Source organism: Pseudomonas sp. EA_65y_Pfl2_P74 (genome assembly GCF_963970575.1).
Classification (GTDB): domain Bacteria; phylum Pseudomonadota; class Gammaproteobacteria; order Pseudomonadales; family Pseudomonadaceae; genus Aquipseudomonas; species Aquipseudomonas baetica_A.
This window is the reverse complement of the sequence record NZ_CAXAOQ010000028.1, coordinates 53,724-67,091: the sequence shown is the minus strand read 5'-3', so window position 1 is coordinate 67,091 and position 13,368 is coordinate 53,724. Positions and strand designations below refer to the sequence as shown.

15 protein-coding genes are annotated in these 13,368 nt (G+C 58.9%); 2 read left to right on the top strand and 13 right to left on the bottom strand.

Going from position 1 to position 13,368, the window contains the following annotated elements; all coding sequences use genetic code 11:
• Positions 1 to 114: 114 nt before the first annotated feature.
• The 7 genes from AACY18_RS21195 to AACY18_RS21165 all read right to left on the bottom strand — a co-directional run bounded on the left by AACY18_RS21195 (position 115) and on the right by AACY18_RS21165 (position 6,442).
• Positions 115 to 618 carry a DUF4142 domain-containing protein gene (locus tag AACY18_RS21195; RefSeq protein ID WP_339465991.1) on the bottom strand — a complete coding sequence of 168 codons (504 nt, stop codon included), beginning with the start codon at positions 616 to 618 and terminating at the stop codon, positions 115 to 117.
• A gap of 335 nt (positions 619 to 953) precedes the next feature.
• Entirely contained in the window at positions 954 to 2,303 is a 1,350-nt protein-coding gene (locus AACY18_RS21190; protein WP_339430704.1) for a sensor domain-containing protein, read from the bottom strand.
• 79 nt (positions 2,304 to 2,382) lie between these two features.
• Positions 2,383 to 3,021: a LysE family translocator gene (locus AACY18_RS21185; protein ID WP_339430703.1), complete on the bottom strand. Its 639-nt coding sequence runs from the start codon at positions 3,019 to 3,021 to the stop codon at positions 2,383 to 2,385.
• Between the two features lie 60 nt (positions 3,022 to 3,081).
• Positions 3,082 to 3,498 (bottom strand): fosfomycin resistance glutathione transferase, encoded by a 417-nt coding sequence (fos, locus tag AACY18_RS21180; RefSeq protein WP_339430702.1) that lies wholly within the window; start codon positions 3,496 to 3,498, stop codon positions 3,082 to 3,084.
• Between the two features lie 4 nt (positions 3,499 to 3,502).
• Positions 3,503 to 4,219: a hypothetical protein gene (locus AACY18_RS21175; RefSeq protein WP_339465990.1), complete on the bottom strand. Its 717-nt coding sequence runs from the start codon at positions 4,217 to 4,219 to the stop codon at positions 3,503 to 3,505.
• A 37-nt stretch (positions 4,220 to 4,256) separates the two neighbouring features.
• On the bottom strand, positions 4,257 to 4,973 hold the full coding sequence (locus AACY18_RS21170; protein WP_339465989.1) for a hypothetical protein: 717 nt from the start codon (positions 4,971 to 4,973) through the stop codon (positions 4,257 to 4,259).
• Between the two features lie 194 nt (positions 4,974 to 5,167).
• Positions 5,168 to 6,442: a hypothetical protein gene (locus AACY18_RS21165; RefSeq protein ID WP_339430699.1), complete on the bottom strand. Its 1,275-nt coding sequence runs from the start codon at positions 6,440 to 6,442 to the stop codon at positions 5,168 to 5,170.
• Positions 6,443 to 6,661: 219 nt separating this feature from the next.
• On the opposite strand from AACY18_RS21165, the gene AACY18_RS21160 reads away from it, so the two are divergent.
• Positions 6,662 to 7,342, top strand: coding sequence for a hypothetical protein (locus AACY18_RS21160; protein ID WP_339430698.1), 681 nt, complete (start codon positions 6,662 to 6,664; stop codon positions 7,340 to 7,342).
• Here AACY18_RS21160 and yiaY read toward each other — a convergent pair.
• Positions 7,303 to 8,451 (bottom strand): L-threonine dehydrogenase, encoded by a 1,149-nt coding sequence (gene yiaY / locus AACY18_RS21155; protein WP_339430697.1) that lies wholly within the window; start codon positions 8,449 to 8,451, stop codon positions 7,303 to 7,305. The genes AACY18_RS21160 and yiaY overlap by 40 nt on opposite strands.
• A 154-nt stretch (positions 8,452 to 8,605) precedes the next feature.
• Between yiaY and AACY18_RS21150 the strand changes: the two genes are divergently transcribed.
• Positions 8,606 to 9,625 carry a DUF4917 family protein gene (locus AACY18_RS21150; RefSeq protein WP_339430696.1) on the top strand — a complete coding sequence of 340 codons (1,020 nt, stop codon included), beginning with the start codon at positions 8,606 to 8,608 and terminating at the stop codon, positions 9,623 to 9,625.
• A gap of 60 nt (positions 9,626 to 9,685) precedes the next feature.
• On the opposite strand, the gene AACY18_RS21145 is transcribed toward AACY18_RS21150, so the two are convergent.
• From AACY18_RS21145 to AACY18_RS21125, 5 genes are all read right to left on the bottom strand, one after another.
• Positions 9,686 to 10,030: a YegP family protein gene (locus AACY18_RS21145; protein ID WP_339465987.1), complete on the bottom strand. Its 345-nt coding sequence runs from the start codon at positions 10,028 to 10,030 to the stop codon at positions 9,686 to 9,688.
• 166 nt (positions 10,031 to 10,196) lie between these two features.
• Positions 10,197 to 10,502 (bottom strand): ribbon-helix-helix domain-containing protein, encoded by a 306-nt coding sequence (locus tag AACY18_RS21140; RefSeq protein ID WP_221731382.1) that lies wholly within the window; start codon positions 10,500 to 10,502, stop codon positions 10,197 to 10,199.
• Between the two features lie 13 nt (positions 10,503 to 10,515).
• A complete protein-coding gene (locus tag AACY18_RS21135) occupies positions 10,516 to 11,097 on the bottom strand; it encodes a DJ-1/PfpI family protein (RefSeq protein WP_339430693.1) in 582 nt (193 codons plus the stop codon).
• A 266-nt stretch (positions 11,098 to 11,363) separates the two neighbouring features.
• A complete protein-coding gene (locus AACY18_RS21130) occupies positions 11,364 to 12,578 on the bottom strand; it encodes a class I SAM-dependent methyltransferase (RefSeq protein WP_339465984.1) in 1,215 nt (404 codons plus the stop codon).
• A 139-nt stretch (positions 12,579 to 12,717) separates the two neighbouring features.
• The gene (locus AACY18_RS21125; RefSeq protein WP_339430691.1) at positions 12,718 to 13,335 is read right to left on the bottom strand and encodes a TPM domain-containing protein; all 618 of its coding nucleotides are present in this window, start codon (positions 13,333 to 13,335) and stop codon (positions 12,718 to 12,720) included.
• Positions 13,336 to 13,368 lie beyond the last annotated feature (33 nt).

Below are 13,368 nucleotides of genomic sequence, written 5' to 3'. Positions count from 1 at the left end.
GAGCAGTGTTGAACCTTGAAGGACTGGGCGAGTAGAGCAAAGCGAAGCAGAACCTGAATGACTGCTGATAATCAAAAACGGCGCCAAAGCGCCGTTTTTATTTGAGGTCTGCCCTTAGCGGCTGGCTTGCAGCGCTCGGGCCATTTGCAGGTGATTTTGCAGTTTGGGCAACGTCTCATCGGCGAAGGCTTTGATCTCCGGCACGTCGGTGGTCTGCGCTTGCTGCTGGATCTGCTCAATGGCTTCTTCGGTGGCTTTCACCTGACTGGCGGCGTAGGCCTGGTCGAAGGTCGCGCCGTCTTTCACTTGCGGTATCAGTTGCTTGGCCTTGTCGGCCATTTCTTCACGGGGCGCGACGGGAAGATCGAGCTTTTTGGCAATCTTCGCCAAGTGCTGGTTGGCCGTGGTGCGGTCGTTGATGACCACGATGGTGTAATCCTTGACCTCTTTGGATTCGGTCTTCTGATGCGCCATACGGCTGGCCTCGATGTCGGCCATGCCCTTGGCGGACGCATCGTTGATGAATTCGGCGGGCGACTGGGCGAAAGCACTGCTGGCAAACAGGCCCAGTGCGGTGACAAAACTGAAAGTGCGTATACGGGTGGCCATCCGGCTCATGGTCGCGCCCTCCTTCTCTGTAAATTCAAGCGGAAGCTCAGGCCCCCGCCGCTCAATCAAAATCACCTTCACCGACGACGTCGATGTCTGAACGGGCTTGACTCCTTTCGGTTTTCGACAGTCGTTGTGGTGATTTCCCCACCCTTGCGACCCGTTTCAGAAGCCTTCGTTCGGTCGTTGGCGAAGTTTGCCCAGTTCGAATGACTTGTATCCGGCAGGTTTCTCTCGCTCTTGATAATGAGCGCGGCGAGCAGATGCCCTGCATTGATTGAGAATTTCCTGGCCGACAAAGGTTTAGAAAAGTTGCAGTTACCACGACGAACGGTGCCCCCCGTTCAGATATCCAGCGCCCGATGATTCAGCCGTTTGGCGGCATACATTGCTTGATCGGCATGGCGGAACAGTTGCTGTTCCTCGCGGCCGTGCTCGGGGTAGCGGGCGACGCCGATACTCGGTTCAATTTGCAAGTTGTGGCCATCCAGGCGCATGGGTTGTACCAGCACTTGTCGCAGCTTTTGCGCCACGCTGTCGGCATCTTCCGTTGCTTGAACGCTGTGCAGCAGCACAACGAATTCGTCACCGCCAATGCGCGCCACCGTGTCAGTCTCGCGCACGCAACCCTTGAGGCGACTGGCCACGGTTTGCAGCAGCATGTCGCCCACGGCATGCCCGAAAGTGTCGTTGACCTGCTTGAAACGATCCAGATCGACATACAGCAACGCCATGTGCCCCTTTTGTTCGCGGGCGCAGGTCAACGCAGCCTTCACGCGATCGCGAAGCAACTCACGATTGGGCAATTGCGTCAGTTGATCGTACTGCGCCATGCGTCGCAGACGGGCGTGTAACTGCTGACGCTCAATGGCCGTGGCCACTTGGGCGCAGACATATTGCAGCAGTTCTTTGTCTTGCTCGGTGTAGCGTTCGCCGCCCGGCAGGCTTTTGACGATCAGCGCACCGATGGTGCCGTTTTTCGAGTTCAACGGAACGCCGAGCCAGCAAGAAGAATTCTGCCCCGCCACCAGCGCGGCGAAATCGGGCGCCGAATCGGGACTGTCCGGCGTCAGAAGAATCGGCTTACCGCTACGGATGACTTGCGCACACAGACGTCCGGTGACGGTGCCGGGTTGTTCAGGCTGCAACTCGTGATCGTTGACGTGATAGGGGAAATTCAGCTGAGCACACTGATCGTCGTAGAGCGCTACGGAGAAATTCAGTGCCGGCAGCCACTCGCCGATGATCAGGTGGATGCGTTTGAACAGCGCTAACAAGTCCTCCGACGCATGCGCCGCCTCGGAAATCGCATACAACGCCGCTTGTCGCGATTCGGCTTGTTTGCGCTCGGTAATGTCACGGGCCACGGCAATGCGCAGTTGATCGACCTCCGACCAGCGCGCCGACCAGAGGATGTGGGCCACGCTGCCGTCCTTGCGTATGTAGCGGTTCTCGAAGTTGTGCTTGGGCTCACCGCCCATGATTTGACTGGCGGCCGCCAGGGTGCGCTGACGATCAGCCGGGTGCACCAGTTCGATCATCGGACGGCCGATCAACTCGTCTGGCGTGTAGCCGAAAACCCGCTCGCAGGCCGCGCTGACAAAAACGAAGCGGCCTTGCTTATCGACTGCACAAACGGCGTCCAGCAACAGGTCGATGAAACTCGCCAATGGCGCGGAGTTTGGGCTTTCCATGGTTCAGCGTGGGAGTCCAAGTCATGTAGCGTTTATCAACCATCCCTGACCTTGTGAGTGCTCATCCCTGCAAACAAAATCAAGCCCTGTTCGGCATCAGCCCTGGCAGTGCATGCACCAGCGCATTGATGGCGAACCCCATGAACATCACGCCACACAAACGGGTGATCAGCCGCTCATGCCGTTGATACAGCGCGCGCACCCGCTGCGCGCCGACAACGCCGGTGAGGATAGCGTAAGCCGACAACCCGCCCAGAAAGCTCAAGGCGATCAGCGCCGGCAGCATCGACCAGTTGAGCAATTCGGCGCGGCTGGATAACAGCGCGGTAAATGTCGCCACCGCGACCGGGTAAGCCTTGGGGTTGGTCAGGCCGAACACAATGCCGTGCCAGAACGGCCTGCGCGCCGCGCCTTGCGGTTCGTCATCGTTGCGGCGCTGGGCACGCACCGCCCGCCAACCGAGCCAGAACAGATACACCCCGCTGAGCACGCCGAGCACATCAAATGCGGTGCTGCCGATTTCCCGGGCGCCAACAATCGCGATCAACGCCGTGCTGCACCAAACCACATCCCCGAGCAGATGACCACACAGAAACCCTGCCCCCGCTCTGCGCCCATGCGCCGCGCCGATGCCGAACACCGCCAGCACACCAGGCCCCGGCGTGATGCCATAAATGAAACCCGAGGCCAGTACGGCCATTAACAACGATGGGGTCATGGAACACCTGCACATGACGACGCAAATGACGGCCAGTCTATATCAGCTCAACGCGTCGGGTCAGGACTCGTCGTAGAAACGCATGCCGGCGTACGGTTTCAGCCGACATGCTGCCAGCCGCGAAGCGAGGTTGCCGACGTGGGCTTCCAGTTTGTGGCCATCAGGGTCAAGGAAGTAGAACGACGCACCTTCGCTGCCGTTGTCTCGCCACTCCTGCACGTTCGCCGCTTTCAGCGTCTGCACGAAAAGCACGAAATCCCTGGCGTTCAGGCTGAAAGCGTAATGGGTATAGTCGGCATACGGCTCGCCGTCGCGCTTCGGATCAAGCGACAGACACAACCACAGCCCCGGCAGCGACAGATAGGCGCCGGCGTCCCACGTGGCTTCGACACGCAGATCAAGCACATCGCGATAGAACCCGATACTGCGGTTCAGATCGCGGACGGCGAGGGTCAGATGGTTAAGGCCTGTGAGCATCGGTTCAGTAACCTCTGAGGTCTTCAGGCACGACGTATTGTTGGCCGTCGTAGGTCAGGGTGATTCGGGTTTTCTTCAGGTTGGTGTTTTTTGAAACGCACTGTTTTCCCGATTGGGTGTTTTTCATTTTGGTGCCGCTGGTGGTGACGATCAGATCGGCGAAACCGTAGTGACTTGATGAACCGACCTCGATGGTTCTGCGGATCTTCCTGGCGTAACCCTCGCAATCACTCATGAATTCGCCGTTGTTCTTGTAGATCACCAAACCTTCCAGCACCGGGCGCAAGGTATTGCCCTCGCGGACATACAGCGCCAGATCGGTTTTCTCGTAGGGAATGGCGCGGGAACTGTGGACGAACTTCGAACGCAGGCCAAAAGCACGGACATCCGGCGCCAGTCGGTAGCGGCCTGTGTCGACACGCAGATCATCAAACCGCACGGCATCGGAGTTGTACGCGCCCGGTTTACGGTAAGTGGCGACGGGTTTGGCATTGCTGGCGTTGACGATCGCCAGATCCAGATCGAACACCCCTGCATCGTCGCCACCGGCATCAGCAAGGTAGGTGGACTTGACCGCGATCGCCTGACTCGGGAAGGCCGGCCAGACGATGCAGCGTGACAGTGATTGGCCGTCGAAAGCGTTTGTGGTGCAGGCGGCTTGGGCTTGGGCAGTGACAGCCAGAATACCGAGGGCGATAAGGAGTCTGGTGGGGGTAGACATGGTTCTTCCTTGATAAAAATCGTTGTTGGCAGGCTGGCTACAGACCTTTGAAACCTGGCGGCAGGACGTAAGACTTTCCGTCATAACGCAAGGTTGTCAAAACCGGTTTGTAGACGGTGGTTTTATCTTCACACGCGTCCCCTTCACCTTCGCTTTTCGTGCCTGTTTGCTGGGTTTTGACGATCAAGTCTGCGTAACCGTGGGAGCTCGTTTTAGCGATATCGATAGTTCTTGAGATCTCGAAGCGCTCCCCAGCGCAGTTGTCATCCCACTCGCCGCCGTACTCATAAACCACCAACTGACGCAGGACTGGGCGCAATTTTTCGCCCTCCCTGACGTAAAGCGAGAGCTGGCTTTCATCCATCGGATTGAGGCGAGAACCATTGGTGAGTCGTGCACGTAGACCAAATGCGCGAAGGTCGGGGGCGAGTTTGTAGCGCGCCGTATCCAGTGTCAGCTCGCGCAAGCTGGCGCCATCCATCACGAAAGCAGTGGCCTGGTGGTAAGTCGCAACCGGCTTCGGTTGCGCGTCTTTCAGCACCGACAGGTCCAGATCATGGGTGCTGAGCGCGCCAGCGGCGGCAGGCGTGAACCGGGTTTTGGCGCTGATGGTCAGTCCCGGGTAAGCCGGCCAGTCCTTGCAGACTGACAAATCCTCGTCACCCATTACCGGCGCCGGCGTGCAATCGGCAAACACCTGCCCCGCCATCAGCCACCCACACAGCGCCACACCGCCGATCAATCCAGACTTCATTGTCACATCCCGCTCCTCGATAGCTTTTCAGCCGCGCACTATCCCCTCCTGAACGAACGGTTTCAACCGAGTGAATGCTAAATGGCCAGTCGCTGATTCGGTCCCGACACACCAGTGGAGCTAGCCGGTGCCACGCAATGCACTGTCATCGCGAGACCGCTCATCCCCCCAAGAAACCGTGTTTCAACGCCCTATCAACTGTGGGTCAGCAAGCGGATCAACTGTGCGGATTCGTTCTTTGTTCCCAGCACCACGACCGAAGCGTCTTGCAAGCAGGCATCGCGGGCGATCCAGTCGATCTCGGCCGTGCCCCCGAGATCAAACGACTCGTCCACCGCCCCATCCTTCAGGAAGCCCCCCGTCAGCAGATTGCGATGCCCACCCGAGGTCTGACCCACGGTGACTATGCGCTGATCCGCAGAATCACCCACTGCAAACCCAGCAACCCAGCTCTTGAGTTCCTGCGGTTGCGTCGAAGCGCTAAGAACCGGCGCGCCGCCATTGAACGACGGATCAATTTCGCCGCCGTGGGTGATACCGGTCATGAACGCATGTTGACGTTTCTCCCCGCCTGCCGCCTCGACAGCGGCGCCGATCAAGAGTAAGCGCTGTGCCGACTGCTCTACGATGCCGTTCACCGAGCTTTCCAGCGGCGTGCCTTCATTGCGAATGTTCAACAACAACGTACCGTCATTGCCGAATGACTTCGCAACCTGTCCGGCATTGTCGAACGCCATGATCCACCCCTGATGGGTGACTTCTGTCTTGCCATAAACCAGTATCAGCCCACTGTTCAGTTGCGTGACGCCTTGCAACTGGATGGCGACGCCGGGGTGCGTGATGTAGATCCAGCCGTTGGCATTAAACGCGGTGTCATCGCTGCCATCGAGGAAAAAGCGCGCAAGCAGCGCGCCCCCCTGTTTCGACGTGGCGAAAAGCAACCTGTCGTGCGCCGCCGCTTTTTGGTCCGATTGCGCCAATTCAAGGCTTGCGGCCACCGCACCGAAGAGAGAAGGAACGCGCATGGGAACAATTTTGTAACCGCTCTGACCGTCACCGAACTCAAGATCAGGCGAACCGTCCGGCAGAAAGCGCGCAATGACTTGCTCGTAATCGACAGACGTCCCTTTGATGAGTCCGCACACCCAGATCCCGCCGCTCGCATCGATGCTGAGTGTCCCGCCGTGTGAGGGCACATCACGCCTGTATTGCCCCACGACATAGCCGGCCTGGCCAAAAGTCGGATCAAGATGACCATCGGCGAGCAGACGCGCCAAGCCATAACACACATTGCCCGATGCATCGGTGACGGTCGCACAAACCATGATCTGACCGGTGGGCGTTGTCGCCACACCCTGACCGACGGTCTTGCGTGCAGTGGGGAACTGCAGCGTTTGCAACCCGGCATTTGCAAAGGAACGATCGATTTCACCGGCTGACTGCGCTTCACGTGCGTTGGTTCGTGACATGTTCGTAGGCTCCTTACGAGATCGGGTTTGATCCGTTTCCCGGGCCATTCGATCCGAGTCAACCACAGACCACAACTGATAGAAATGACAGTCTTTTAGAAGAAATCGCAATTATTCATCGAACAAAAAAACCTAAAGAACTGTTACTTCTTACAGGTTCTCCAGCAAAAGAACCGTGCCAACCTCTCGCTTCACTCCACCCGGCAACGAGAGCACATCATGAGCACTTCGCCCCACTCCAACATTGAGTCCGTACCTGCCCCCGTCATCACCGACCCTGCCGCAGACACCAAAACGGGCCCGGCAACACTCTTACTGGGCGTCGGTGTACCTATGGCTTTTGTCGAAGTGTGGGACATCGAAAACACACAGTTGCACGGAAAAGGCCCCGTCAATGCAAATGGCCGATGGGCCTTTAGTTTCAGTGGCGATCTTGCGCAGGGACCACACCGTATTCACGCCCGCCAAACGTTCGACGACGAAACATCCCCATGGACTGACGTTCGTTTGTTTAATGTCCTCCTGCAACCGGATGTCGCTGCACCTGCGATTGGCACGCCGCAGGAAGGAGGACAGACGGATAACGCTGCGGTTCTATCAGGCGATGTACGACAGCCCGGTGGCATCGTGGACATTATTGACCTCGACGCCAACCTGTGGATTGCCTCGGCAACGGTGGAGGGTGACCTGAGTTGGCGAACACAGGCATCGATGTCGGCAGGCCCCCATCGGATTTCGGCCATTCACCGCGTGGCGGGCAAGGTTTCCGATTGGGCGCGTATCCGGACATTTACGGTCGCCAAAGGGTACATAAACCAGGCGAACAATCCATTCAAGGCTGTTCGCCCAATCCGCGCACTTCAAAACGCGTTGCGGAAAATCTCCTCGATCTGGCGCTGATCCGCCGCCCGTGGGTTGGTCAGGCCGCACGCGTCTTTCAGAGCATTGGTGGCCAGGATCGGGATGTCCGTGAGTTTGGCGCCCAGTTCACGCAAACCACCGGGGATCTCGACGTCGCCGGCCAGACAACGGATCGCGTTGATCGCCGCCTGAGCGCCCTCTTCAGGGCTGAAACCGCGAACATCGGCCCCCATGGCCTGCGCCACATCGGTCAAACGTTCAGCACACACCAACGCGTTAAACGTCTGCACATGAGGCAGCAACACGGCGTTGCACACGCCATGGGGCAAGTCGTAGAAACCGCCCAACTGGTGCGCCATCGCATGCACGAAGCCGAGCGAAGCGTTGTTGAACGCCATGCCCGCGAGGAACTGCGCATACGCCATGTTCTCCCGCGCGGTGAGGTCGCTGCCATCGCGCACGGCCAGGCGCAGATTGTTGCTGATCAGGGTCATGGCCTTCAGCGCGCAGGCGTCGGTGATCGGGTTGGCGGCGGTCGACACATAGGCTTCGATGGCGTGGGTCAGCGCGTCCATGCCGGTGGCGGCGGTCAGGCTTTTCGGCATGGCGACCATCAGCGCCGGGTCGTTGACCGACAGCAGCGGCGTGACGTTGCGGTCGACGATGGCCATTTTTACGTGGCGCGATTCGTCGGTGATGATGCAGAACCGGGTCATCTCGCTGGCGGTGCCGGCGGTGGTGTTGATGGCGACCAGCGGCAGTTGCGGCTTTGTGGATTGGTCGACCCCTTCGTAGTCGCGGATCTGCCCGCCATTCGTGGCACACAAGGCGATGCCCTTGGCGCAGTCGTGGGGTGAACCACCGCCCAGCGACACCACGAAATCACAGCGGCTTTCCTTGAGCAGCCCCAGCCCGGATTCGACGTTGGCAATGCTGGGGTTCGGTTTGGCGCCGTCGAAGATCACCGAATCGATGTCCTGCATCGCCAGTTTCTCGGCGACCATCGCCGCCACGCCCGCCTTGGCCAGCCCCGCGTCGGTGACGATCAGCGCCTTGCGAAAACCATAGTTGCGGATCGCGACCATGGCTTCATCCAGGCATCCGCTGCCCATTATATTTACGGCTGGAATGAAAAAAGTGCTGCTCATGCGCCTCTCCTGACTGGGGCCGAATCGACTGCTGCGATCCGGCGGACGCACACAGGATCGACTGATCGGTCACGGCGGATGTTGATCTGGCTCAATGCCCGCTCGTGATAAAGTCGCCGCCCATCAGCCCCTTTGTTTTGAGACCTCCCACGCAATGACCGATTTTCTGGATGTCGACGCCACTCTCGAAGACTGGAATGCCTTGCGCACCGCGACCGACTTCAAGGGTTTGCTGGTGGGTAACGGCGCCAGCCGCGCCGTGTGGGACGACTTCGGCTACGACTCGCTGTTCGAAAATGCCCGCACCGTGACAGAGAAACCGCTGAGCCCGTCGGAACTGGCCGTGTTCGACGCGATGCACACGCGCAGCTTCGAGCAGGTACTGGGCGCACTGAAAACCACCAGCCGGGTGAACAAGGCACTGGCCATCAGCTCAGCCGCACCGCGCAATCGCTACTACGCGATCAAGGAAGCGCTGATCAACACCGTGCACGCCGTTCATATCCCGTGGCGACGGGTTCAGGCCTCGACGCTGACCACGCTCAACGAAGAACTGGCGCGCTATCGCACGGTGTTTACCACCAATTACGACTTGCTCAACTATTGGGCGCTGCAGCACAAAAGCGAGGCCATTGACGATCTGTTCAATGGCACGAATGCAAGTTTTGATCTGAGTGAAAGTGCGACTGAAAAACCGCGCTTGCTGTATCTGCACGGTGGTCTGCACCTGGTGCGCAATCAGGACGGCACCGCGCGCAAACTGACCTCCACCGAGGGCACGCTGCTCGGCAGTTTTGCGATCAACAACACGATCAAAACCCTGGATGACGTGCCGCTGTTCGTCGCTGAAGGGCCAAGTGCCGAAAAACTCAAAACCATTCGCAGCTCGGATTATCTGTCGTTCTGTTATGCGCAGTTATTGGGGCATGGCGACAGTTTATGCATCTTCGGCCATGCCTTGAGTGAACAGGACGCTCACATTGTCCGGGCGCTGCGTTTGGCGAAACCGAACGCCGTGGCGATCTCGATTTATCCGCGCAGTGCGGCGTTCATTCAGCATCAGAAGCGGCATTACGCCAAGGTGTTTGAAGGGACTGGGGTTGAGTTGCGGTTTTTTGATGCCAAGACACATGCGTTGGGGAGCCCCAAGCTTTCGGTGCCCGTCGAGGTCTGATGTCCGCGGGCCTGACGCTTTCGCGAGCAAGCCCGCCCACCTGTTGATCTTCAGCGTTCCTTAGAGGACCGGCAGGGTCTTGTCCTTGATGGTTGTGGTTGGCCCGTTGGTCTTGACGCTGGCGATGCCTTTGGCGCAAGCGGCGTCTGAGGAGTACGACTCGCTGCTGCCGATGATCTGATGGTTGGCGGCCTTGAGGTTGAAGTACGGATGCCCGTCCTTCGTCGTTTTTTTCTCGTAGCGTTCATCCAGCGGGCTGTTGGTCTGCACCGAAGCAATGCCATTGTCGGCTGCCGCGCGGGTGGTGTAGAGCTCGCTGGTGAGAATGGTTTCAGCGTTGGCGGCTTTCAGCACAAACCTGAACTGGCCGTTGCTGCTTTTACTGACTTCGTACCATCCGGACATGCTCGTTTCTCCTTGGCGGTTGAGAGGTTTCGCGCCAATGAGTAAAGACCAGCCTCAGACTTCTGTCGCCTGAACCAGCCTCTTCGCAAGCAAGCGGCTCCCACATCTGGAACGCATTCCCCGTGTGGGCGCAGGCTTGCTCGCGAATGAGGCGACTCGGCCCCGGCTATTTCACCCGCGCCCGCACCACCGACAACGGCGTCTCAGCCACCCGGCGCTGACTCAGATACCGCGTACAACTCACCCGCAAAAACGACGCAAAGTTCACCACCTCTCCGCGATAATCCATCACCTCTTCGTACAGTTTGGCGATCAACTGGTTAGTGGTCATACCGTCGACCTCGGCGATTTCGCTGAGGATGTCCCAGAACTGGTTCTCCAGGCGCAACGTCGTCACCACCCCGCAGATGCGCAATGAACGCGAGCGCGATTCGTAGAGGATCGGGTCGGCCTTGACGTAGAGCTCGCACATGGGCGAATCCTCGTTACAGGGTGATTTGGGTGCCCAGCAGACCGAGGAACCCGGCCAGCCAGTTCGGATGCGCAGGCCAGGCCGGCGCGGTGGCCAGATTGCCTTGAACGTGGCCGTCGGTCACGGGGATGTCGATGTACGTGCCGCCCGCCAGTCGGACTTCCGGCGCGCAAGCCGGATAGGCGCTGCATTCACGTCCTTTTAGCACGCCCGCTGCCGCCAGCAACTGGGCGCCGTGGCAAACAGCAGCAATCGGCTTGCCGGCCTTGTCGAAGGCGCGCACCAGTTCGAGGACTTTTTCGTTCAGACGCAGGTATTCCGGGGCACGACCGCCGGGAATCAGCAGCGCATCGTAATCGGCCTCGCTGACCTTGGCGAAATCGAAATTGAGTGCGAACAGGTGACCGGGTTTTTCGCTGTAGGTCTGATCGCCTTCAAAGTCATGGATGGCGGTGCGCACGGTGTTGCCGGCAGCCTTGTCCGGGCACACGGCGTGGACGGTGTGACCGACCATTTGCAGGGCCTGGAACGGCACCATGACTTCGTAATCTTCGACGTAATCGCCGACCAGCATCAGGATCTTTTTCGCGGCCATGGGGAGGACTCCTCTGGGAAAGGGCTTGCGGGAGTATTCAAGGTAGACCTTATCGGGACGAGCAGGTAATAACCGACTACTACCGAGTTATCGTTCTTCGCGGGCAAGCCAGCACACAGGTTCTGCGTCGATCACAGGTTGTGTGTGGGACGCAAATACTCTGGGGCGAGCTTGCTCGCGAAGGGGCCCTGACAACCGACAGCTTCGTTGACTGTCAGCACGCCTTCGCGAGCAAGTCGAATCGGCGCACCGCCGCTGTCACAGGATCAGAGGTAACCATCCGCGCGCAGCAGGGTTTCCAGGCAGTGCTCGCTGATGTTGTAGAACGCCTTCAATTCCTGAATCTTCACCAGCAACTGAGCCGGGTCCACCGGTTCGGCGCGTTTGACCGCCAGAATCATCTTGTTCTTGTTGGTGTGATCCAGCGAGATGAACTCGAACACCTTGGTTTCGTAACCACAGGCCTCAAGGAACAGCGCACGCAGACTGTCGGTGACCATCTCCGCTTGCTGCCCCAGGTGCAAACCGTATTGCAGCATTGGCTTGAGCAGCGCCGGGCTCTGGATCTGCAAGCGGATCTGTTTGTGGCAGCACGGCGAGCACATGATGATTGAGGCGCCCGAACGGATGCCCGTGTGGATGGCGTAATCGGTGGCGATGTCGCAGGCATGCAGGGCGATCATCACGTCCAGCTCGCTCGGCGCGACGCTGCGCACATCACCGCATTTGAATACCAGCCCCGGGTGATCCAGCTTTGCCGCAGCGCTATTGCACAGGTTGACCATATCTTCACGCAACTCGACGCCGGTGACTTCGCCCTCGGCCTTCAAGGTGTTGCGCAAGTAGTCGTGAATCGCAAACGTCAGGTAACCCTTGCCCGAACCGAAATCCGCGACCCGCACCGGTTTGTCCAGCGCCAGCGGTGACGAGGTCAGGGCATGGCTGAACACTTCGATGAACTTGTTGATCTGCTTCCACTTGCGCGACATGGCCGGGATCAGCTCATGCTGCGCGTTGGTTACGCCCAGATCCTTGAGGAACGGACGGCTCAGCTCCAGAAAGCGGTTTTTCTCACGGTTGTGCTCAGCGGACGGAGCCTCACGCAATTGCTGAGGTTTGCTCCTGAAGAGCGAAGGCTTGCCCTTTTTGCTGTATTCGAGCTGTGCTTCGTCAGTCAACGCCAGCAAATGCGCATTTTTGAACGAGGCCGGCACCAGCGCGGCGATCATCGCTACGCCTTCCAGCAACGGCAGGTTCTTGGTGATGTCGCGGGTCTTGTAGCGATAAACAAAGGACAGGTTAGGCTGCGCCTTGACCGTCACTGGTTTGATGATGACCCGTTGCAAATCCGCCTCTTCGCCGACGTACTTGGCCAGCACCAGTTTGATGAAGCCGTTCTGTTCGAGGCTGGTTTGCAGCAGTTCGATGAACTGGGCGTGGTGATCCGGCGCAGATGGCGCGGTGGGGGCGGTGACGGACATGAACAAGCGGCCTCGGACGGGGCGAATCGGGAATGGCGGGTATTTTAGGGGGGATGCGGGTTGGGGACACGCTCTTATTTACCGAACGGCATAAACTGCGCCGGCCCCCTCACCACAAGGGACTGCTGCGCCCTGAGATTTAACCCAACACCACCAACCGATTCGGCAATTCATTGCGTACCTGCGTCACCGGCACATGCACTTTGAGCAATTCGCCACACGCCTCGATGCAGGTGACAAACCCTTGCAGCGTGCGCCCCTGCCGCACCTGCTCGGTAAACGCCGCGACAATGGCATCCCAGCTTTTATTGTCCAGTCGCCGGGAAATCCCCTCATCCACCAGAATCTCCACGTACCGCTCAGCCTCGCAGACAAAAATCAGCATCCCGGTGCTGCCCACCGTGTGATGCAGGTTCTGTTCGAGAAACTGCCGACGCGCCAGATTCGAGGCGCGCCAGTGACGCACCCGGCGAGGCACCAGATGAGTGGTGATCTTGGGCAAGCGAAACAACAGGCACAGCACAATGAAAATGCCCCACTGCACCAGCAGCAGACTGCGCATGGTGAGCCAGCCGGTCAGGTAATGCACAACGCCTGGTACCACCAGCGCCAGCAGGCTGGCCCACAGCAACGGGATGTACGCGTAATCGTCGGCGCGGGCGGCCAGCACGGTCACCAGTTCCGCATCGGTGTCGCGCTCGACGCGGGCGATCGCCTCGGCGACTTTGCGTTGTTCGTGTTCAGTCAGTAATGCCATGTCAAAGAGTGCCTGCTCATTATTGTTGTGTGC